The sequence below is a fragment of the Mycobacterium sp. NGS50 genome (assembly GCF_059812545.1).
Genome location: NZ_JCALCW010000013.1, coordinates 1 through 20,696, shown reverse-complemented (window position 1 = coordinate 20,696; position 20,696 = coordinate 1). Strand labels below are relative to the sequence as shown.

At 68.0% G+C, this 20,696-nt stretch carries 20 protein-coding genes, 1 pseudogene and 1 riboswitch; of the genes and pseudogenes, 17 read left to right on the top strand and 4 right to left on the bottom strand.

The annotated features are described in order from the left end of the window. Positions 1 to 43 precede the first annotated feature (43 nt). The 6 genes and pseudogenes from AC5Y36_RS11320 to AC5Y36_RS11295 all read left to right on the top strand — a co-directional run bounded on the left by AC5Y36_RS11320 (position 44) and on the right by AC5Y36_RS11295 (position 4,637). Complete coding sequence (locus AC5Y36_RS11320; protein WP_500040992.1) at positions 44 to 955, top strand: sterol desaturase family protein; 912 nt, start codon at positions 44 to 46, stop codon at positions 953 to 955. Positions 956 to 1,079: 124 nt separating this feature from the next. Continuing rightward, the gene (locus tag AC5Y36_RS11315; protein ID WP_500040991.1) at positions 1,080 to 1,655 is read left to right on the top strand and encodes a LysM peptidoglycan-binding domain-containing protein; all 576 of its coding nucleotides are present in this window, start codon (positions 1,080 to 1,082) and stop codon (positions 1,653 to 1,655) included. Between the two features lie 128 nt (positions 1,656 to 1,783). Then, complete coding sequence (locus tag AC5Y36_RS11310) at positions 1,784 to 2,458, top strand: Rv1815 family serine proteinase (protein ID WP_500040990.1); 675 nt, start codon at positions 1,784 to 1,786, stop codon at positions 2,456 to 2,458. A 109-nt stretch (positions 2,459 to 2,567) separates the two neighbouring features. After that, the gene (locus AC5Y36_RS11305; RefSeq protein ID WP_500040989.1) at positions 2,568 to 3,059 is read left to right on the top strand and encodes a VOC family protein; all 492 of its coding nucleotides are present in this window, start codon (positions 2,568 to 2,570) and stop codon (positions 3,057 to 3,059) included. A 33-nt stretch (positions 3,060 to 3,092) separates the two neighbouring features. Then, positions 3,093 to 3,166, top strand: a pseudogene (locus tag AC5Y36_RS11300) (hypothetical protein); the annotation flags it as partial. A gap of 13 nt (positions 3,167 to 3,179) precedes the next feature. Then, positions 3,180 to 4,637 (top strand): FAD-binding protein, encoded by a 1,458-nt coding sequence (locus tag AC5Y36_RS11295; RefSeq protein ID WP_500040988.1) that lies wholly within the window; start codon positions 3,180 to 3,182, stop codon positions 4,635 to 4,637. A gap of 79 nt (positions 4,638 to 4,716) precedes the next feature. Here the strand turns inward: AC5Y36_RS11295 and AC5Y36_RS11290 are convergent, their stop codons facing one another. Continuing rightward, complete coding sequence (locus tag AC5Y36_RS11290) at positions 4,717 to 6,624, bottom strand: ABC transporter ATP-binding protein/permease (protein ID WP_500040987.1); 1,908 nt, start codon at positions 6,622 to 6,624, stop codon at positions 4,717 to 4,719. Between the two features lie 163 nt (positions 6,625 to 6,787). On the opposite strand from AC5Y36_RS11290, the gene secA2 reads away from it, so the two are divergent. The 11 genes from secA2 (at position 6,788) to gcvP (ending at position 18,155) form a co-directional block, all read left to right on the top strand. Beyond that, positions 6,788 to 9,124, top strand: coding sequence for an accessory Sec system translocase SecA2 (secA2, locus tag AC5Y36_RS11285; RefSeq protein ID WP_500040986.1), 2,337 nt, complete (start codon positions 6,788 to 6,790; stop codon positions 9,122 to 9,124). 7 nt (positions 9,125 to 9,131) lie between these two features. After that, entirely contained in the window at positions 9,132 to 9,722 is a 591-nt protein-coding gene (locus AC5Y36_RS11280; RefSeq protein WP_500040985.1) for a CDP-alcohol phosphatidyltransferase family protein, read from the top strand. Further along, positions 9,715 to 10,626, top strand: coding sequence for a DUF881 domain-containing protein (locus AC5Y36_RS11275; protein WP_500040984.1), 912 nt, complete (start codon positions 9,715 to 9,717; stop codon positions 10,624 to 10,626). The genes AC5Y36_RS11280 and AC5Y36_RS11275 overlap by 8 nt, the downstream gene beginning before the upstream one ends. Positions 10,627 to 10,647: 21 nt before the next feature. After that, entirely contained in the window at positions 10,648 to 10,980 is a 333-nt protein-coding gene (locus tag AC5Y36_RS11270; protein ID WP_500040983.1) for a small basic family protein, read from the top strand. Continuing rightward, positions 10,943 to 11,731 (top strand): DUF881 domain-containing protein, encoded by a 789-nt coding sequence (locus AC5Y36_RS11265; RefSeq protein ID WP_500040982.1) that lies wholly within the window; start codon positions 10,943 to 10,945, stop codon positions 11,729 to 11,731. The genes AC5Y36_RS11270 and AC5Y36_RS11265 overlap by 38 nt, the downstream gene beginning before the upstream one ends. Before the next feature lie 31 nt (positions 11,732 to 11,762). Then, complete coding sequence (gcvH, locus tag AC5Y36_RS11260; protein ID WP_500040981.1) at positions 11,763 to 12,167, top strand: glycine cleavage system protein GcvH; 405 nt, start codon at positions 11,763 to 11,765, stop codon at positions 12,165 to 12,167. 173 nt (positions 12,168 to 12,340) lie between these two features. Then, a complete protein-coding gene (gene garA / locus AC5Y36_RS11255; RefSeq protein ID WP_500040980.1) occupies positions 12,341 to 12,814 on the top strand; it encodes a glycogen accumulation regulator GarA in 474 nt (157 codons plus the stop codon). Next, positions 12,814 to 13,545, top strand: coding sequence for a transcriptional regulator FtsR (gene ftsR, locus AC5Y36_RS11250; protein WP_500040979.1), 732 nt, complete (start codon positions 12,814 to 12,816; stop codon positions 13,543 to 13,545). The genes garA and ftsR overlap by 1 nt, the downstream gene beginning before the upstream one ends. Positions 13,546 to 13,627: 82 nt before the next feature. Further along, positions 13,628 to 14,107: a bifunctional nuclease family protein gene (locus tag AC5Y36_RS11245; protein ID WP_500040978.1), complete on the top strand. Its 480-nt coding sequence runs from the start codon at positions 13,628 to 13,630 to the stop codon at positions 14,105 to 14,107. A 238-nt stretch (positions 14,108 to 14,345) separates the two neighbouring features. Then, positions 14,346 to 14,966 carry a MerR family transcriptional regulator gene (locus tag AC5Y36_RS11240; RefSeq protein ID WP_500040977.1) on the top strand — a complete coding sequence of 207 codons (621 nt, stop codon included), beginning with the start codon at positions 14,346 to 14,348 and terminating at the stop codon, positions 14,964 to 14,966. A 114-nt stretch (positions 14,967 to 15,080) separates the two neighbouring features. Next, positions 15,081 to 15,178: riboswitch (glycine riboswitch) on the top strand. Between the two features lie 145 nt (positions 15,179 to 15,323). Beyond that, entirely contained in the window at positions 15,324 to 18,155 is a 2,832-nt protein-coding gene (gene gcvP, locus AC5Y36_RS11235; protein ID WP_500040976.1) for an aminomethyl-transferring glycine dehydrogenase, read from the top strand. A 7-nt stretch (positions 18,156 to 18,162) separates the two neighbouring features. On the opposite strand, the gene AC5Y36_RS11230 is transcribed toward gcvP, so the two are convergent. From AC5Y36_RS11230 to AC5Y36_RS11220, 3 genes are all read right to left on the bottom strand, one after another. After that, entirely contained in the window at positions 18,163 to 18,765 is a 603-nt protein-coding gene (locus AC5Y36_RS11230; protein WP_500040975.1) for a hypothetical protein, read from the bottom strand. 164 nt (positions 18,766 to 18,929) lie between these two features. After that, positions 18,930 to 20,183 (bottom strand): RNA polymerase sigma factor, encoded by a 1,254-nt coding sequence (locus tag AC5Y36_RS11225; protein ID WP_500040974.1) that lies wholly within the window; start codon positions 20,181 to 20,183, stop codon positions 18,930 to 18,932. After that, complete coding sequence (locus AC5Y36_RS11220; protein WP_500040973.1) at positions 20,180 to 20,518, bottom strand: YciI family protein; 339 nt, start codon at positions 20,516 to 20,518, stop codon at positions 20,180 to 20,182. Before AC5Y36_RS11220 ends, AC5Y36_RS11225 begins: the two co-directional genes overlap by 4 nt. Between the last annotated feature and the right edge of the window lie 178 nt (positions 20,519 to 20,696).

The following is a 20,696-nucleotide window of genomic DNA, read 5'->3' as shown; positions in this document are numbered from 1 at the left end:
AGCCCACGACGCCCCGATGCCACCAGCGATTAGGCTGCCCGGTATGGATGCCACCACGGATTTTCTGTCCGTGCTGCCCGAGCAGATGCGGGATCCGGTGCTGTTCGCGATCCCGTTCTTCCTGTTGCTGCTGACCCTGGAGTGGATGGCGGCCCGCAAACTCGAACGCCTCGAGCGGGCCGGTGGCGCGAACCGGCCCGCGGTGGGCGCCTACTTCGGCCCCGATGCGCGCACCAGCATCTCGATGGGGCTCGTCTCGGTAGCCACCACCGCAGGCTGGAAGTTCGTCGCGCTGCTCGGCTATTCCGCGATCTACACCTATCTGGCGCCCTGGCAGCTGCCGGCGACGCGGTGGTACACGTGGGTGATCGCGCTGCTCGGGGTGGACCTGCTGTACTACCTCTATCACCGCACCGGGCACCGGGTGCGGCTGATCTGGGCCACGCATCAGGCGCACCACTCCAGCCAGTACTTCAACTTGTCCACCGCACTGCGCCAGAAGTGGAACAACAGCGGGGAGATACTTGCCTGGATTCCACTGCCGCTATTGGGTATTCCGCCATGGATGGTGTTCGCCAGCTTCTCGGTGAATCTGATTTACCAGTTCTGGGTGCACACCGAGCGCATCGACAAGTTGCCCCGGCCGCTGGAGTTCATTCTCAATACGCCATCACACCACCGGGTGCATCACGGTATGGACCGCGAATACCTGGACAAGAACTACGGCGGGATCCTGATCATCTGGGACCGGATGTTCGGGACGTTTGAGCCCGAGTCGTTCCGCCCGCACTACGGGCTCACCACCCAGGTCGACACGTTCAACATCTGGACGCTGCAGGTGCACGAATACCGTGCAATCGCACGCGATGTGCGGTCGGCGACCGGGCTTCGGGAGAGGCTCGGGTTCATCTTCGGGCCGCCGGGCTGGCAGCCCCGTGCCTTAGCCAAGGATTAGCCGTGAGTTTGAATTCCGGCTGCGGCTAACCCTGCATGCCGCTGACCGGTCTGGGTAAGCTCGCCGTCGTTGGATCTGCGCCCGGCTGGAACTCGCCAGCCGGACTGACCGGAAGGGTTATGACGTGGGAGACACGCTCACCGAAGGCAAGAAGCTCATCAAGGGTGAATCCTTGACCTCGAACAACGGGGCCTACACGCTGACGCTGCAGGACGACGGCAACCTGGTGTTGGCGGTGCGGGGCAAGGCCATCTGGGCGACCGGGACCAACGGACACAACGTGGTGCGGGCCGAGGTGCAGCAGGACGGGAACTTCGTGCTGTACACGTCGGACAAGCCGGTGTGGCACACCGACACCCAGGGCAAGAAGAACGTCAAGCTGGTCCTGCAGGACGACCGCAACCTGGTGCTGTACTCCGGTGACAATGCGGCGTGGTCGACCAAGACCGAGACCGACGCCCCGCCGCCGCCGGAGCCCGTTGCCGAGCAAGCCGAGGAAGCAGCTGCGCCCGAACCCGAGCCCGAGCCCGCGCCGGCCGAACCCGAGGTCCGCACCTACACCGTCGTCTCCGGGGATACGCTGTGGGCCATCGCCGAGCGGTTCTACGGCGACGGCAGCAAATACCAGCAGATCGCTGACGCCAGCGGCATCCCGAACCCTGACCTGATCCAACCCGGCCAGGTGCTGACGATTCCCTGATCAGATCGACAGATTCCGCGGCGGCCCAGCTAATAATCTGGGTCGCCGCGGCATTTTTTGCTCGATCGCCACCACGAGCCGGCGATGTGCCGGTAGCCTGGGCAGCCACTGACGGATCGGGGGCGGCGGTGCACAGGTTGGTTAGGCAAGTGCTGGCGGCGGTGGTGGCCGCTGCCGTCCCGGCGGTCGTGCTGCCGGCGCCGCGGGTGCACGCCGACCCGGTGTTGGTGTTTCCGGGCATGCAGATCGACCAGGACAACCATCTGTGCACGCTGGGCTACGTCGACCCCATGTTGCGGGTGGCCTTCACCGCCGGCCACTGCCGTGGGGGCGGAGCCGTCACCGACAAAGACCGCCGCGTGATCGGCAAACTGGCCACGTTTCGGGACAACACCCCCAACGGGGCCACCGTCAACACCGACCAGCAGATCGCCGACTACGAGGCGATCGTGTTGGACGATGATGTGGCGCTCAACAACATCCTGCCCAGTGGCCGGCCGCTGGAATCCGAACCCGGGCTGGCGGTGCACCCCGGCGATGCGGTCTGCCATTTCGGGGTCGTCACCGGGGAGAGCTGCGGGACCGTCGAGAGCGTCAACAACGGGTGGTTCACCATGAGCCACGGTGTCACCAGCCAGAAGGGCGACTCGGGCGGGCCGGTCTATGTGGTCGGCGCCGGCGGGCCGGCCCGGATCGTCGGCCTGTTCAACAGCACCTGGGGGGCGTACCCGGCCGCGGTGTCCTGGCAGGCCATCACCCAGCAGGTGCGCGAAGACGTCAGCAATCCCGCGCCGGTGGCCTGAGCTCGGGCACTGAAAGTAGAACGTGTTCATCTGCTACTGAACTGCGATTGTCCCATCAGTCGGGCAACCATCTTCTGCCCGAGCGCGGGCTGCGCTATCCTGCCAGGCAATGAGTTCTTCTGCCCGGACACCTGTCCAGATCGCGTGGGTCACGCCTGACCTGGACGCCACTGAAAACGCTCTCACCGGTCTGTTCGGCATCAAAAAGTGGGTGCGCATGCCGGAGGTCCATTTCGACCCGGACAGCTGCACCTACCGTGGCGCGCCCGCCGACTTCGTGGCCAGCATCTCCTTGAGCTACCTCGGCGACATGCAGTTGGAGCTGATCCAGCCGGTCCGCGGCGAGAATATCTATAGTGACTTTCTTCGCGACGGCAGCTCGGGGCTGCACCACATCTGCATCGAGGTCGACGATGTCGGCGCCGCGGTCGACGCGGCGGCCGCGCAGGGCGCCGTGGAGGTCCAGCGCGGTGTGATGACCGGCGGCATGGAGTTCGCCTACGTCTCCGCCGCCGACGCCGCGGTGCCGTTCGTGGAGTTCGCCCGCATCGGCCCGGAAATCCGGGCCTTCTTCGAATACATCAAACAGCAGCAGCAATAGCCGATGCGGCACCGATGAGCCGTGCCGGCGACGATGCAGAGCGCAGCGATGAGGAGGAGTGGCACCGATGAGCCGTGCCGGCGACGATGCAGAGCGCAGCGATGAGGAGGAGTGGCACCGATGAGTACCGAGATCCCAGCAACAGTCGCGGCTGACGACGTGTCCGAGTGGTCGGACGACGTCGACGTGGTGGTGGTCGGTTTCGGCATCGCCGGCGGCTGCGCGGCAGTCAGCGCGGCGGCCGCCGGTGCCCGGGTACTGGTGCTCGAACGCGCTGCCGCGGCCGGCGGCACCACCGCCATGGCCGGCGGGCACTTCTACCTCGGCGGCGGAACCGCCGTCCAGCAGGCCACCGGCCACGACGACTCTGCCGACGAGATGTACAAGTACCTGGTGGCGGTGTCGCGCGAACCCGAACATGACAAGATCCGGGCCTACTGCGACGGCAGCGTCGAGCACTTCAATTGGTTGGAGGACTTGGGTTTCCAGTTCGAACGCAGCTATTACCCGGAGAAGGCGGTGATCCAGCCCAACACCGAGGGGCTGATGTACACCGGCAACGAGAAGGTCTGGCCGTTCAAGGAACAGGCGATTCCGGCGCCGCGCGGACACAAGGTTCCGGTGCCCGGCGACACCGAGGGTGCCAAGCTGGTGATCGACCTGCTGCTCAAGCGCGCCGAACAACTCGGCGTGCAAATCCGTTACGAAACCGGGGCGAGCGCCCTGGCGCTCGACGCCGGCGGCGCGGTGAGCGGCGTGGTGTGGAAGCGGTTCACCGAAGCCGGCGCGATCCGGGCCAAGGCGGTGATCGTCGCCGCCGGCGGGTTCGTGATGAACCCGGAGATGGTCGCCGAGCACACCCCGAAGCTGGCCGAAAAGCCGTTCGTGCTGGGCAACACCTACGACGACGGCCTCGGGATCCGGCTGGGTATCTCCGCCGGCGGGGCGACCAAACACATGGACCAGGTGTTCATCACCGCGCCGGTGTACCCACCGTCGATTCTGCTGACCGGCATCATCGTCAACAAGGACGGGCAGCGGTTCGTCACCGAGGACTCCTATCACTCCCGGACTTCGGGTTTCGTGATGGATCAGGCGGACAGCGCGGCCTTCCTGATCGTCGACGAGAAGCACCTCAAGCACCCACAGGTGCCGCTGGTGCCGTTGATCGACGGCTGGGAGACAGTCGCCGAAATGGAAGCCGCGCTGGGGATTCCGGCCGGCAACCTGGTAGCCACTTTGGATCGCTACAACGAGAACGCCGCTCGCGGTGAGGACCCCGACTTCCACAAGCAACCGGAATTCCTCGCACCGCAGGACACCGGGCCGTGGGGTGCCTTCGACCTGTCGCTGGGCAAGGCGATGTACGCCGGGTTCACCATCGGCGGCCTGCGGACCTCGGTCGACGGTGAAGTCATGCGCGGCGACGGCAGCGTCGTCGCGGGGCTGTACGCCGCCGGTGCCTGCGCGGCCAATATCGCCCAGGACGGTAAGGGCTACGCCAGCGGCACCCAGCTGGGGGAGGGCTCGTTCTTCGGCCGCCGCGCCGGCGCCCACGCGGCTGCGCGGGCCGGATAGCCAACGGCGCGAGCGTGCGCAAATGTACGTCAAAACGGCTCAAAACCTGGCATTGTGTGCACGCTCGTGGTCGAGGCGGCTACACGGATGCTGACTCCACCGGCCCGAGCCGCCACCGTCCGGCGCCCAGCAGCTCCAGGCGCTGATCGTGGTGGGGCTCCACGGTCGGACGGTGGCTGACGCTGACGACGATGGTGTCGGGTAACTCGCTGCGCAGCAAGCTATACAGCGTCAGCTCCAGCCCCTCGTCCAGAGCCGAGCTGGCCTCATCGAGGAACACCGCCTTCGGCCCGGTCAACAGCACCCGGGCGAACGCCACCCGTTGTTGTTCGCCCGGGGAGAGCACCTTGGCCCAGTCCTGCTGCTCATCGAGCCGGTCAACCAGATGCGGCAACATGACCTTGACCAACACGTCGCGCAGCGCCTGATCCGAAATGTCTTCGGCGGAAGCGGGATAGCACACCACCGCCCGCAGGTCGCCCAGCGGCACGTAGGGCAGCTGGGACAAGAACATGGTCTCGTGGTCGGCGTCCGGGCGGCGAAATGTGCCCGACGCGTAGGGCCACAGCTGGGCCAGGCTGCGCAGCAGCGTCGTCTTTCCGCTGCCCGACGCGCCGGTGATCACCACGGCGTCGCCGCGCACCAGCTGAAGGTCCAGGGCGTCGATGAGCTGCTCGCCGGCCGGGCTACGCACCTCGACGCCCTCGATGACGACCGTGCCGTCCTCGCTGGGGACCGCCAATAGCTCTGGCAATCGCCGGCTTTCGTCGTCCGCCGTGACCAGGCCGTACAGGCGGATGATCGCGGCCCGGTAGCTGGTGAAATTGGCGTAGTGGTTGCGGAAGAAGGACAGCGAATCGTGGATGCTGCCGAACGCGCTCGCCGTCTGCCCGACGTCGCCGAGCTCGATCTGCCCGGCGAACAGTCGCGGCGCCTGAACCACCCAGGGCAACGGCACGATGACCTGATTCATCGACACATTCCAGCCCATGAACACGACGGTGCGGTTCACGAACCGTAGGTAGTTGTCGATGACCGCCCGGAACCGCTGGCGCAACTGGCGGCGTTCGGCCCGTTCGCCGCGGTAGAAGCCGACCGCTTCGGCGGCGTCGCGCAATCGGACCAGCGCGTAACGGAAGGCCGCGTTGGTGAGCTCGTTGCGGAAGCTGAGCCGGATCAGTGGCCGTCCCAGCCAGAACGCGATCAACGTGGTGGCCAGCACGTAGACGATGACGATCCAGAACATCGCGCGGGGCAGGGTCAGGCCGGCCAGGGTCAGCGGACCCGACAGATTCCACAGGATCGCCGCGAACGACACCACCGACAACACCGCTTGCACCGCGCCGAGCAGCAGGATGTCGACGGTGCCGTTGGACGGGACGTTGGGTGTCGCCCCGGCCCCGGTGGTGAAGACGTCGATGTCCTGCTGGATGCGCTGATCCGGGTTGTCGATGGTGGCGTCGATGAACCGCCCCCGGTAGTAGGCCCGACCGTCCAGCCAGTCGCCGGTGAGGCGGTCGGTGAGCCATACCCGCCAGCCGATGATGAAGTGCTGCGTCAGATAGATGTCGAGCATGGTGCGCACCACGTGCAGCACCGCCATCAGGCTGAAGATGGCGAGCGAGAGCCAAAACCCGTGCTTGCCGGACTGCGCGATCGCGTCATTGTGGGCGCCCAGACCTTCCAGCGCCTTCTGCAGACCGTTGTACAGGTCTTTGCCCTGGTAGCTGAACAGCACGTTCAGCCGCACCGCGGTCACCACCGACAACAGCAGCACACCCGACATCAGCCACGCCCGGATACCGTGGCGGCCGGTGAAGTAGTCGCCGGTGATCCGCCAGTACTGGCGGCCCCACCGGGTGGTGTAGCGCAGCACGACCAGCACCAGCAATAGGCACACTGCGCTGATCGACCAGGCCTGCCCGATCCACACCAGCGACGCGGGCAGCTCATGCGCCCAGTCCCTGGACGGCTGGAAGGGTTTCACCGGTGACTCCTCCTCGCTGCCGCGGCCTCGGCGCTGTCTGCGGCGAAGCTACCGCACCGCGCGCCACCGGCGAATGGGCACAGATCCGGGATGTGCCTCGGCGCGTCGGCCGGAGACACGCACGCTCGCCAGAGGCGTGGCCGGGGTCGCGTACCGTAAGCGTGTGGCCAAATCGACCAGCACCAAGCCGGGCCGGCTCAGCGGCAAGTTCTGGAAGCTGCTCGGCGCCAGCGCCGAGAAGAACCAGAGTCGTTCCCTGGCCGAGGTGAGCACATCGGCGGAATACGCCGACAAGGCGTCCGGTCTCAGCGACGAGAAACTCAGCCAGGCCGCCAAACTGCTCAACCTCGAGGATCTGGCCAATTCGGCCGACATCCCCCAGTTTCTCGCCATCGCCCGCGAAGCCGCCGAGCGCTCCACCGGGCTGCGCCCGTTCGACGTACAGCTACTCGGGGCGTTGCGGATGCTGGCCGGCGATGTGGTCGAGATGGCCACCGGCGAAGGTAAAACCCTGTCCGGTGCCATCGCGGCGGCCGGCTATGCACTGGCCGGCCGGCACGTGCACGTGATCACCATCAACGACTATCTGGCCCGCCGCGACGCGGAGTGGATGGGTCCGCTGTTGGAGGCGCTAGGCCTGACAGTCGGCTGGGTCTCGGCCGACGCCAGCGCCGAGGAGCGGCGGGCAGCCTACAAATGCGACGTCACCTACGCGTCGGTCAACGAGATCGGCTTCGACGTGCTGCGCGACCAATTGGTCACCGACGTCGACGATCTGGTGTCGCCGAATCCCGACGTAGCCCTCATCGATGAGGCGGACTCCGTGCTGGTCGACGAGGCCCTGGTGCCGCTGGTGCTGGCCGGTACCACCCACCGCGAGCAGCCCCGAGTGGAGATCATCCGGCTGGTCGGTGAACTGCGGGCCGGCACCGATTTCGACACCGACAGCGACAGCCGCAACGTGCATTTGACCGAGGCCGGCGCCAAGAAGCTGGAGGCAAAACTCGGCGGCATCGACCTGTACTCCGAAGAGCACGTCGGCACCACCCTCACCGAGGTCAACGTCGCCCTGCACGCGCATGTGCTGCTGCAGCGCGACGTGCACTACATCGTCCGCGACAACGCGGTGCACCTGATCAACTCCTCGCGCGGCCGGATCGCCCAGCTGCAGCGCTGGCCGGACGGTCTGCAGGCCGCCGTCGAAGCCAAGGAGGGTATCGAGACCACCGAGACCGGGGAGGTGCTGGACACCATCACGGTGCAGGCACTGGTGAACCGGTATCCGACGGTGTGCGGCATGACCGGCACCGCGCTGGCCGCCGGCGAGCAGCTGCGGCAGTTCTATCAGCTGGGCGTGTCGCAGATCCCGCCGAACACCCCGAACATCCGCGAGGACGAGGCCGACCGGGTGTACATCACCGCAGCCGCCAAGGCCGACGCGATCGTCGAGCACATCGCCGAGGTGCACCGCAGCGGCCAGCCGGTCCTGGTCGGCACCCGCGACGTCGCCGAATCCGAGGAACTGCACGAGCGGCTGGTCAAGGCCGGTGTGCCGGCGGTGGTGCTCAACGCCAAGAACGACGCCGAAGAGGCATCGATCATCGCCGAGGCCGGCAAGCTGGGCGCGGTGACCGTGTCCACCCAGATGGCCGGCCGCGGCACCGACATCCGGCTGGGCGGCTCCGACATCGGGGATGCGGCGCCGGAGAAGCAGGCGGTCGCCGACCTCGGCGGGCTGCACGTGGTCGGCACCGGTCGACACCGCACCGAGCGGCTGGACAACCAGCTGCGCGGCCGCGCCGGCCGCCAGGGCGACCCGGGATCGACGGTGTTCTTCTCCAGCTGGGAAGACGACGTGATCAGCGAGCACCTGGATTCCGACAAGCTGCCCGAGGCCTGCGACGAAGACGGCAAGATCCTCAGCGCCAAAGCCGGGCCGCTGCTCAACCACGCGCAGCGGGTCGCCGAGGGCCGGCTGCTCGACGTCCACGCCAATACCTGGCGCTACAACGAATTGACCGCCCAGCAGCGGGCGATCATCGTCGAGCGCCGCAACACCTTGCTGTCCACGTCCGCCGCCCGCCAGGAACTGGCCGAGCTCGCCCCGAAGCGCTATCAGGAGTACTCCGAGAAACTCTCCGAGGACCAGCTGGAGAAGATCTGCCGGCTGATCATGCTGTACCACCTCGACCGCGGATGGGCCGATCACCTGGCCTACCTGGCCGACGTCCGGGAAAGCATCCACCTGCGGGCCCTGGGCCGGCAGAACCCGCTCGACGAATTCCACCGGATGGCGATCGACGCGTTCGCGTCGCTGGCCGCCGACGCCATCGAGGCCGCCCAGCAGACGTTCGAAACCTCGGCCGCCATCGAGGAGGAACCCGGCATCGACCTGTCCAAACTGGCCCGGCCGACATCGACGTGGACCTACATGGTGCACGACAACCCGCTCGCCGACGACACCATTGCCGCGCTGAGCCTGCCCGGCGTCTTCCGTTAGCCCTCCCATGAAGCCCGGGGACACCACCGACCGGGTGCTGACCGTGCCCAACGTGTTGAGCCTGGTCCGCCTGGTCCTCATCGGGGTGTTCCTCTATGTGCTGCTGGTCGCCCACCAGAACGGCTGGGCGGTGGCGATTCTGATGTTCAGCGGTGCCTCCGACTGGGCGGACGGCAAGATCGCCCGGTTGATGAACCAGTCGTCGCGGCTGGGCATGCTGCTCGACCCGGCCGTGGACCGGCTCTACATGCTGGTGGTCCCGATCTCCTTCGGACTGGCCGGCATCGTGGCGTGGTGGGTGATCGCCGTACTGCTGGCGCGCGACGTGCTGCTGGCGGCGACGTTGCCGGTGCTGCGCAGCCGCGGGCTGTCGGCGCTGCCGGTCACCTATCTGGGCAAGGCGGCGACGTTCGCGCTGATGTCGGCGTTCCCGCTGATCCTGCTCGGCCAGTGGGACGCGCTGTGGAGCCGGGTGGTGCTGGCGGTGGGCTGGGCGTTCCTGATCTGGGGCATGGCCATGTATCTGTGGTCGTTCGTGGTGTACCTGGTGCAGGTGGTGCTGGTGGTCCAGCAGTTGCCCAAGGCTGCGCATGGCTGAACGGGAGCCGGTGCTGCCCGGCTATGCGTTGGGCGGCTACGAGCCGGGCGCCGGGCGCCCGGCGCACGCGGCCGGACAGCCGGAGCTGATCCCGGTGCCCTCGCTGCTGCGCTCGCTGCTCTCCGATCACCTGGACCCCGGCTACGCCGCGGCGGCGCAACGCGACCGCCGGTCCCGGCCGTCCCGCTGGGGTTGGCAGGCGGCTGCGGCCCTGCTGGTGGCGACCGTGTTCGCCGCGGCGGTGGCGCAGGCGCGTTCGCTGGAGCCCGGTGTGCACGCCGCGCAACAGGTATTGGCCAGCAGTGTGCGCTCGGCCAAGGCCTCCACCGACGACCTGGCCGCACGCCGCGACACGCTCAGCCGGAACGTCGACGAGCTGCAGCGGCGCCAGCTCAACCACGACGTCCAGGGCCGCAAGCTGCTGGCCGGCCTCGACCAGCTCAGTCTGGCCGCCGCCAACACCCAGGTGATCGGGCCCGGGCTGACGGTGACGATCACCGACCCCGGCGTCAGCCGGAACCTGTCCGATGTCTCCAAACAGCGGGTGGCCGGCAGCCAGCAGATCATTCTGGACCGTGACCTGCAGCTGGTCGTCAACTCGCTGTGGTCCAGCGACGCCGAAGCGATCGCGGTCGGCGGGGTGCGCATCGGTCCGAACGTCACCATCCGCCAAGCCGGTGGGGCGATCCTGGTCGACAACAATCCGATCAGCAGCCCCTACAACATCGTCGCGATCGGCGTCCCGCACGACATGCGCGACGCCTTCGAGCGCAGCGCCGGCCTGTACCGGCTGCGGCTGCTCGAGGTGTCCTACGGTGTGGGCGTGGCGGTCAGCTCCGGAGACGGTCTGGTGTTGCCGGCAGGCGCGGTCCGGGACGTCAAATTCGCCAAACAGAGGGCCTAGCCGAATGGGGAGCAGACACCGATGATCGGTATTGCGGCGCTTGTCGTCGGCATCGTGTTGGGGCTGGTGCTGCATCCCAGCGTGCCGGAGGTGGTGCAACCGTATCTGCCCATCGCGGTGGTCGCCGCGCTCGACGCCGTATTCGGCGGGCTGCGGGCCTACCTGGAGAAGATCTTCGACCCGAAGGTGTTCGTGGTGTCGTTCGTGTTCAACGTTCTGGTCGCGGCGCTCATCGTCTACGTCGGTGACCAGCTCGGGGTGGGGACGCAGCTGTCCACCGCGATCATCGTGGTGCTCGGTATCCGCATCTTCGGCAATGCCGCCGCGCTGCGCCGCCGATTGTTCGGGGCGTGAGGTGACCGAGAAGCCAGAGCCCGCGCACGGCCGCCACGAGGGACCGCGCCAGCGTCGGACCCGGTCGCGCCCGGCGTTCGCGGTGCTGGCGATCCTGCTGTGTCTGGTGCTCGGGGTGGCCATCGTGACCCAGGTGCGCCAGAACGATTCCGGGGACTCCCTGGAGTCGGCCCGGCCCGCGGACCTGCTGGTGCTGCTGGACTCGCTGCGCCAGCGCGAGGCCGCGCTGAACACCGAGGTGAGCGATCTGCAACAGACCCTGGCCACGCTGCAGCAATCCGGCAGCAACGACCAGGCCGCGATCGAGAACGCGCAGGCGCGGCTGGCCGCACTGGCCATTCTCAGCGGCACCGTGGCGGCCAGCGGGCCCGGTGTCCGCATCAGCATCGAGGATCCGCGGGGCGGGGTGGCACCCGAGACCATGCTGGATGTGATCAACGAGCTGCGGGCAGCGGGCGCCGAGGCGATGGAGATCGGCGACGGACACCACACGATGCGTGTCGGGGTCAGCACCTGGGTGGTCGGGGCTCCCGGCGCGCTGGAGATCGATGCGGTCGCCTTCAGCCCACCGTATTCGGTTTTGGCCATTGGTGATTCACCGACACTCGCCGCCGCGATGAACATCCCCGGCGGCGCGGTCGACAGCGTCAAGCGGGTCGGCGGGAGCATGTCGGTCCAGCAGGACGACCACGTTGAGGTGACCGCCTTGCGGCAACCGAAATCCCGGCAATACGCTCAGCCCGTCAAATGAACACCCGAGAGAACAAGGAACCGTGAGCCCCGTGAGTGATGTACCAGCCGACCTGCATTACACCGCCGATCATGAATGGGTTCGCCGAACCGGCGAGAACACGGTGCGGGTGGGCATCACCGACTTCGCCCAGTCGGCGCTGGGCGACGTGGTGTTCGTGCAGTTGCCCGATGCCGGCGCCGCCGTCACGGCGGGGGAGTCCTTCGGCGAGGTGGAGTCGACCAAGTCGGTGTCGGACCTGTTCGCCCCGGTGAGCGCGAAAGTAGTTGCCGTCAACCAGGATCTGGCGACCAACCCGGAATTGGTCAACTCCGACCCCTACGGCGCGGGATGGTTGCTGGACTTGCAGGTCGAGGAAGCCGACGCCGCCGGGTTGCAGACGGCGATCGCGACGCTGCTGGATGCCGATGCCTACCGCGGAACGCTCAGCGAGTGAGAGTTGTTAAGGTTCCTGCCAACGCGCGGCGGCCCATCGGGTTCACGATCATCCGGTCGTGGGCACATTGTGGACCGTTGCGCGGTACGGTCAATACGGCAGCAGCATCGTCGGCGGGACGGCCCGAACGGGCCTGATCAGAGAACGCCACAGCGGCCAGTGAGGAGCAGCGGGTGACGGAGAAGGACAACGACCAAACCACTGACGACGTCAGTGTGGAGACGACATCGGTCTTTCGTGCGGAATTCCTCAACGAACTGGACGCGCCGGCCCAGGTGGGCGGCGAGAGCACGGTGTCCGGGGTCGAGGGGCTGCCGGCCGGTTCGGCGTTGCTGGTCGTCAAGCGGGGGCCGAACGCCGGATCCCGCTTCCTGCTGGACCAGCCCACCACCTCGGCCGGACGGCACCCCGACAGCGACATTTTCCTCGACGATGTCACCGTCAGCCGTCGCCACGCAGAGTTCCGGCTGGAGGGCAGCGAGTTCCAGGTCGTCGACGTGGGCAGCCTCAACGGCACCTACGTCAACCGGGAGCCGGTCGATTCCGCGGTGCTGGCCAACGGTGACGAAGTCCAGATCGGCAAGTTCCGCCTGGTTTTCCTGACCGGCCCCAAGGGCGGCGACGCTGAGGGCGGGCCGGGCAGCTAGTGACTGCGCCCGACACGCCCGCGCTGGCCGGGATGTCGATCGGGGCGGTGCTGGATCTGCTCCGAGGGGATTTTCCCGACGTCACGATCTCCAAGATTCGATTCCTGGAGGCCGAAGGACTGGTCACGCCGCAGCGCGCTGCCTCGGGGTACCGCAGATTCACCGCGTACGACTGTGCACGATTGCGTTTCATCCTCACCGCGCAGCGGGACCAGTACCTGCCGCTGAAGGTGATCAAGGCGCAGCTGGACGCCCAACCCGACGGGGAGCTGCCGCTGACCGGATCGCCGTACGGTGTGCCCCGGCTGGTGGCCGACGCCGGCGCCGGATCCGACACCGCGGCGGCGGTGGCGCCCACCCGGGTCCGGCTGTCCCGTGAGGACCTGCTGGACCGCTCCGGTGTGGACGACGACCTGTTGACGGCGCTGCTCAAAGCGGGCGTGATCACCCCCGGACCGGCCGGGTTCTTCGACGAGCACGCGGTGGTCATCCTGCAATGCGCGCGGGCGCTGGCCGAATACGGCGTCGAACCGCGCCACCTTCGCGCGTTTCGTTCCGCCGCCGACCGCCAATCCGATCTGATCGCGCAGATCGCCGGGCCGGTGGTCAAGGCCGGGAAGGCCGGTGCCCGCGACCGCGCCGACGACCTGGCCCGCGAAGTCGCTGCCCTGGCGCTCACCCTGCACACGTCGTTGGTGAAGTCGGCGGTGCGCGACGTGTTGCACCGCTGAGGGCTAGACTTTTTTCTCGACGGCTTGGTGTTGCAGCCGGGCTGGTTCTTCTACGGGCGTCACATACGGAGGGCGGGCACAGATGGGTGAAGTTCGTGTGGTCGGCATCCAGATCGAGCAACCGCAGAATCAGCCAGTGCTGTTGCTCCAGGAGACCGATGGCGACCGGTACCTGCCTATCTGGATCGGCTCCACCGAGGCCACTGCGATCGCCCAGCAACAGCAGGGCATCGAGTCGCCGCGGCCGCTGACCCACGATTTGATCCGCGATCTGATTGGCGCACTGGGGCATTCCCTCAAAGAGGTCCGGATCGTGGATCTGCGGGAGGGCACCTACTACGCGGACCTGATCTTCGACCGGGAGATCACCGTGTCGGCACGGCCCTCGGACTCGGTGGCGATCGCGCTGCGGGTGGGGGTGCCGATCTATGTGGAGGAAGCGGTGCTGGCCGAGGCGGGCATGCTGATCCCGGACAAGAACGACGAAGTCCGCGAGGACGAACTGGAGAAGTTCAAGGAGTTCCTGGACAGCGTGTCGCCGGATGACTTCAAGGCAACCTGAATATCACGGATCCGTCTCAACTGGTCCGACAACCTCGACACGCCCGGCCGGTCGCGTCGCCGGACCGCTTCGACGGCCATACTTTGATCAGAACTCGACGGGTCCAGTCGGCGTCAACGGCCGCAACGGCCCCGTCGAAAAGCGTATGCTCACAACCACTCGGGCTTGAGCACACGCGGCCGCTGGCCAGCCAGTGGTACTGCTAGTTGCAAGAGCGCGATCGGCGAGAGGAAGCACCGTGGGCGAGCAGCCACGCCAGGAAGAGCTGGACCTAGGTGACGCATCCAGCTCCGAGGGCGCCGACGCCGGAGTGCGCGAGCCAGTGCAGGCAGGGCTGTTCCCCGACGACTCGGTGCCCGACGAGCTGGTCGGCTACCGCGGGCCCAGCGCCTGCCAGATCGCCGGCATCACCTACCGTCAGCTCGACTACTGGGCGCGAACCTCGCTGGTCGTGCCGTCGATTCGGGGTGCCGCGGGATCCGGCAGCCAACGGCTGTACTCGTTCAAGGACATCCTGGTCCTCAAGATCGTCAAGCGGCTGCTCGACACCGGCATCTCGCTGCACAACATCCGGGTTGCGGTCGATCATCTGCGTCAGCGCGGCGTCCACGACCTGGCCAACATCACCCTGTTCTCCGACGGGACCACGGTGTATGAGTGCACCTCCGCCGAAGAGGTCGTCGACTTGCTGCAGGGCGGGCAGGGCGTGTTCGGTATCGCGGTCTCCGGTGCGATGCGCGAACTGACCGGGGTGATCGCCGACTTCCCCAGCGAGCGCGCCGACGGTGGCGAGGCGATCCCGGCGCCCGAGGACGAACTGGCCTCCCGCCGCAAGCACCGCGACCGCAAGATCGGTTGACGTTCCCTGCACCGCTCCCCGCGGGTGCCGGGTTGAACCGTCCACCCCGCCTTGGGTGGCGCAACTGCGCAGGTTCGCACCGGGGAACGGTGCCTGGGTAGACTGGTCCGCGCATCGCCTCGCGCGGGAGAGTCTCGTGACAGCCAGTCACGGGCGCCGAAGGAGCAACACCTCTCCGTCAACCTCTCAGGCACCCGGACCGCGCGGGCATCGATGCCTCTGGAAAGCGGTGGCGGCAGGCCACCCGCCGATGGGGAAAGGCGCCGGGTTCGGTGCCGAATCTCTCAGGCGCCCGGTCCGGGCAGACGACAGAGGGAGAGGACCCGCAGTTCTGTCGTCTAGTGCCAAGGAGTCCCCATGTCCGACGACTTCGCCGACCGCCACATCGGTCCGGACAACGCCGAGATCGCCACCATGCTCGGCGTCGTCGGTGTCGCATCGCTCGAGGAACTGGCCGCCAAGGCGCTGCCGGCCGGCATCCTCGACGCCCTGACTCCCGCGGGTGCGGCCCCCGGTCTGGACGCGTTGCCGGCGCCGGCCACCGAGTTCGAGGCGCTGGCCGAGCTGCGGGCGATGGCCGACGCCAGCACCGTCGCGGTGTCGATGATCGGGCAGGGCTACTACGACACCCTCACCCCGCCGGTGCTGCGCCGCAACATCCTGGAGAACCCGGCCTGGTACACCGCCTACACGCCGTACCAGCCGGAGATCAGCCAAGGCCGACTCGAGGCGCTGCTGAACTTCCAGACCATGGTCACCGACCTGACCGGCCTGGAGATCGCCAACGCCTCCATGCTCGACGAGGGCACCGCCGCCGCCGAGGCCATGACCCTGATGCTTCGTGCGGCGCCGCGCGCGAAAAACACGGCCAACCGGTTGGCCGTCGACGTCGACGTGTTCGCCCAGACCGCGGCCGTGCTGGCGACCCGCGCCCAACCGCTGGGTATCGAGATCGTCACCGCCGACCTGCGTGCGGGGCTTCCCGACGGCGAGTTCTTCGGGGTCATCGCCCAGCTGCCCGGTGCCAGTGGCCGGGTCAGCGACTGGGCGGACCTGATCACCCAGGCCCACGAGCGCGGCGCACTGGTGGCCCTCGGCGCGGACCTGCTCGCCCTCACCTTGATCGCCCCGCCCGGTGAGATCGGCGCCGACGTCGCGTTCGGCAGCACCCAGCGGTTCGGGGTGCCGATGGGGTTCGGCGGACCCCACGCCGGGTACCTGGCCGTGCACGCCAAGCATGCCCGCCAGCTGCCCGGCCGGCTGGTCGGTGTGTCGCTGGACAGAGATGGTAGGCCGGGTCTCCGCCTCGCGCTGCAGACCCGTGAACAGCACATCCGCCGCGACAAGGCGACATCGAACATCTGCACCGCACAGGTGCTGCTGGCGGTGATGGCCGCTATGTACGCCAGCTACCACGGTGCGGACGGCCTGACCGCGATCGCGCGCCGGGTGCATGGCCGCGCCGCGGCGATCGCCGCCGCGCTCGGCGATGCGTTGGTGCACGACACCTACTTCGACACCGTGCTGGCCCGGGTGCCGGGCCGGGCCGACGAGATCGTCGCCGCCGCCAAGGCCGGCGGGATCAACCTGTGGCGGGTCGACGACGATCACGTGTCGATCGCCTGCGACGAGGCCACCACCGAGGCCCATGTTGCCGCGGTGCTGCAGGCCGTCGGGGTGGCCGCCGCGCAGCCGACGGCCACCCAGCGGTGGGCGACCCGGACCTCGGAGTTCTTGACCCACCCGGCGTTCACCCGCTACCGCACCGAAACCGCGATGATGCGCTATCTGCGGATGTTGGCCGACAAGGACATCGCGTTGGACCGCAGCATGATTCCGCTGGGATCGTGCACGATGAAGCTCAACGCCGCCGCCGAGATGGAACCGATCACCTGGCCGGAGTTCGCCCGCCAGCACCCGTTCGCACCGGCCGCTGACGCCGCCGGCCTGCGCCGGCTGATCGCCGACCTGGAGACGTGGCTGGCGCACATCACCGGCTATGACGCGGTGTCGCTGCAGCCCAACGCCGGATCGCAGGGCGAGTATGCCGGCCTGCTGGCCATCCACGACTATCACGCCAGTCGCGGTGAATCCCACCGCGACATCTGCCTGATCCCGTCGAGCGCACACGGCACCAACGCCGCGTCGGCGGCGCTGGCCGGGATGCGGGTGGTGGTGGTCGGCTGCCGCGAGAACGGCGACGTCGATCTCGACGACCTGCGCGCCAAGGTCGCTCAGCACGCCGAACAGCTGTCGTCGCTGATGATCACCTATCCGTCGACGCACGGGGTCTACGAGCACGACATCGCCGAGATCTGCGCGGCCGTGCACGACGCCGGCGGCCAGGTCTACGTCGACGGCGCCAACCTGAACGCCCTGGTCGGGTTGGCCCGGCCGGGGCGGTTCGGCGGCGACGTCAGCCACCTCAACCTGCACAAGACGTTCTGCATCCCGCACGGCGGCGGCGGCCCCGGCGTCGGCCCGGTGGCGGTCCGCTCGCACCTGGCCGAGTTCCTGCCCGGCCATCCGCTGGCCGCCGAGCTGCCCGGCGGGCATCCGGTGTCGGCGGCGCCCTACGGCTCGGCGTCCATTCTGCCGATCACCTGGGCCTACATCCGGATGATGGGGGCGACCGGGCTGCGCGCGGCGTCACTGACCGCGATCGCGTCGGCCAACTACATCGCCCGCCGGCTCGACGAGCACTACCCGGTGCTCTACACCGGCGAAAACGGCATGGTCGCCCACGAGTGCATCCTGGACCTGCGACCGATCACCAAAGCCACCGGGGTGAGTGTCGACGACGTGGCGAAGCGATTGGCCGACTACGGATTCCACGCACCCACCATGAGCTTCCCGGTGGCCGGCACCCTGATGGTGGAGCCCACCGAAAGCGAAGGCCTGGCCGAGGTCGACGCGTTCTGCGCGGCGATGATCGCGATCCGCGGCGAGATCGACCGGGTCGCGGCCGGGGAGTGGCCGGTCGAGGACAACCCGCTGCGCGGCGCCCCCCACACCGCCGAATGCCTGCTGGCCGACAAGTGGGAGCACCCCTACACCCGGGAACAGGCCGCCTACCCGCTGGGCCGGGACTACCGGCCCAAGGTGTGGCCGCCGGTGCGCCGCATCGACGGCGCCTACGGCGACCGCAACCTGGTCTGCTCGTGCCCGCCGGTGGAGGCGTTCGCCTAAGCGGTCGCTACAGCGCGGTCCACATATCGAAGAAGTCGTTCATGCCGTCGATGATCTGCTGGCTGTAGGACGCGGTCATGGCCGCCAACTCGGGGGACAGCGCGTCGAACTGGGCCTGCAGGCCTTCCACGGCGAAGGTCAGCACGTTGCACAGGCTGACCGCGCCCACCGACGGGTTCATCGTCTCGAGCAGATTCCGGATCGTCGGGTCCATGATCTCGGTCGTCCAGTAACTCAGGTCGGTGCCCAGGTCGGTGAACGCGTCATTCCACGCGCCCAGCCCGCCGGCCATGGTGCTGGTGAAGTCGGTCCAGACGTTGCCCCACTGGTCGTAGAGCCAGCTCAAGGTGGTCTGCACATGGCCGGAGAAGTCCGCGAACGCCTGGTTCACGGTGTCGATGTAGTCGGTGTAGCTCAGGCTCACCGGATCCGGGAACGCCGGAAAATCGGCGGGGTCCGGCACCGGGGCAGCGGTGAGGTCGATCGCGGAGATGTGCACCTCGGGCAGCGCCGGTGCGGCCGGGTGCATCGGCGCGACGGCCAAAACTCCGGCGCACAGCGCGGTGAGCGCGATGCGCATCTGGGAACGATTCATCGGCTGCGCCGTCATCAATACTCTCCTCATCCCCGGCGACCCCCGATGGACCCCGGCCGTCACGCGTCTCACTCTGATACCGCCAGCACCTTACGCGGTCGTAAGTTAACGAAGAAGTAAAACCGTTATAGTTTTCTATCAGTTCACCTTTCAGCCGCGCGGCCCGGGGGCGCGAGCGCTCAGCTGCCATCAGGGGCGTCGAGTTCGCGGAGCTTGCCCACGATGAATTCGCGTTCGACCGAATTCTGTGCCAGCAGCGCGGCCTCCTGGTAGGCCAGGCGGGCGTCTGCGATGCGGCCCAGCCGGCGCGACATCTCCGCCCGGGCCATCGGCAGGTAGTGATAGCCGGCCAGCTGCGGCTCGTCGGCAAGCGGTTCCAGTTCGGCCAGGCCGGCCCGCGGCCCGTACGCCTCGCCGACCGCGACCGCGCGGTTCAGCGCCACCACCGGCGACGGCCAGATCTCGACCAGCAGGTCGTATAACCCGACCAGCTCACGCCAGTCGGTGGCTGCCCGGCTCGGGGCGGACACGTGCACTGCGGCGATGGCCGCCATCAGCGCGAACCTGGGCGGGGGCCGGTTCCGCAGCGCGTCGCGAACCAGCAGCATCCCCTCATCGATCGCTTGCCGGTCCCAGGCGTCGCGGTCCTGCTCGTGCAGCAGAACCAGGCGGCCGTCGGCGCCGACCCGGGTATCGCGACGCGCATGCCCGAACAGGACCAACGCCAGCAGCCCGGCGACCGCAGCGTCCTGCGGCAGCAACGCGTGCAGCATCCTGGCCAAGTCCAGCGAGCGCTCCAGCAGGTCGTGCCGCACCAACCGGTCGCCCGACTGCGCGGTGTGCCCCGTCGTGAACAGCAGGTGCACGACGTTGATCACGGCGTCGATCCGCTCCGGGAGCTGATCCACCGACGGCACCCGATAGGGAATACGCGCCTGCGCGATCTTTTTCTTCGCCCGGGTGATCCGGGCGGCCATGGTGGAGGTGCTGACCAGAAACGCCCGGGCCACCTCGTCGGTGGTCAATCCGCACACCAGGCGCAGTGTGAGCGCCACCTGCAACGGCTCGGCCAGCGCCGGGTGGCAGCAGGTGAAGATCAACCGCAGCCGGTCGTCTCCGATCGCGTCCGGCTCGGGCGGTTCTTCCGGGTCCCGGTCGATCACCAGCAGCGGCAGCGCCCGCCGCGCCGTCTGTGTGCGCCGTAAGAGATCGAGTGCGCGATTACGGGCCGCGGTGGTCAGCCATGCGGCCGGATTGCGCGGCACTCCCGACGTCTCCCAGCTCGACAGGGCGCTGGCGTAGGCCTCCTGCACGCACTCCTCGGCCAGGTCGAGATCGCGGGTGACGCGCACCGTCGCGGCGAGCACGAATGCCCACTCGCGCCGATGCGCGTCGGCCAGCGTCGCTGCCACCGGCGCGTGGCCGCCGGTCATTCCTCGCCGACCGGCCAGATCGGCCGCACCTCCACGCCCCCTCGGGTCGGCACCTGCTTGGCGATCGCGATCGCGGCGTCCAGATCCTCTGCCTCGATCAGGTAGTAGCCGCCGAGCACCTCTTTGGTCTCGTAGAACGGCCCGTCGGTCACCGTCACCGCATCGGAGCTGTCCCTGCGGATCGAGGTGGCGGTGTGCGCCGGGCGCAGCCGGCTGCCGCCGCGCAGCGCCGATTCGTTGCGCTGCATGAACTCCCTATGCGCAGTCGACACTTCGGCGTAGTCCGCCTGCGCTTCGTCCTCCGGCGCGAAGATCATCACCAGATAGTCAGCCATCATGTACTCCTCGTTTGGCGGCTCGCCTGTCGAGCCTCGCACAGATCCCGACGCGGCACCGCCGCCGAAATCGACAGCCGGCGCAGAATTCATGACGGCGCCGTCGATTCGCGGCTCCTGCGTGACACCGTCGCGGCGGAGAATCGGTTTTAAGACACCGCCGGGACGGCCCCAGCCG

Excerpts from the sequence above, each read along its gene's own strand:
- AC5Y36_RS11320 (WP_500040992.1), top strand. The coding sequence starts at position 44 with ATGGATGCCACCACGGATTTTCTGTCCGTGCTGCCCGAGCAGATGCGG.
- AC5Y36_RS11305 (WP_500040989.1), top strand. The coding sequence starts at position 2,568 with ATGAGTTCTTCTGCCCGGACACCTGTCCAGATCGCGTGGGTCACGCCT.
- AC5Y36_RS11295 (WP_500040988.1), top strand. The coding sequence starts at position 3,180 with ATGAGTACCGAGATCCCAGCAACAGTCGCGGCTGACGACGTGTCCGAG.
- AC5Y36_RS11280 (WP_500040985.1), top strand. The coding sequence starts at position 9,132 with ATGAAGCCCGGGGACACCACCGACCGGGTGCTGACCGTGCCCAACGTG.
- AC5Y36_RS11275 (WP_500040984.1), top strand. The coding sequence starts at position 9,715 with ATGGCTGAACGGGAGCCGGTGCTGCCCGGCTATGCGTTGGGCGGCTAC.
- AC5Y36_RS11270 (WP_500040983.1), top strand. The coding sequence starts at position 10,648 with ATGATCGGTATTGCGGCGCTTGTCGTCGGCATCGTGTTGGGGCTGGTG.
- AC5Y36_RS11265 (WP_500040982.1), top strand. The coding sequence starts at position 10,943 with ATGCCGCCGCGCTGCGCCGCCGATTGTTCGGGGCGTGAGGTGACCGAG.
- AC5Y36_RS11245 (WP_500040978.1), top strand. The coding sequence starts at position 13,628 with ATGGGTGAAGTTCGTGTGGTCGGCATCCAGATCGAGCAACCGCAGAAT.
- gcvP (WP_500040976.1), top strand. The coding sequence starts at position 15,324 with ATGTCCGACGACTTCGCCGACCGCCACATCGGTCCGGACAACGCCGAG.
- AC5Y36_RS11230 (WP_500040975.1), bottom strand. The coding sequence starts at position 18,765 with ATGACGGCGCAGCCGATGAATCGTTCCCAGATGCGCATCGCGCTCACC.
- AC5Y36_RS11225 (WP_500040974.1), bottom strand. The coding sequence starts at position 20,183 with ATGACCGGCGGCCACGCGCCGGTGGCAGCGACGCTGGCCGACGCGCAT.
- AC5Y36_RS11220 (WP_500040973.1), bottom strand. The coding sequence starts at position 20,518 with ATGGCTGACTATCTGGTGATGATCTTCGCGCCGGAGGACGAAGCGCAG.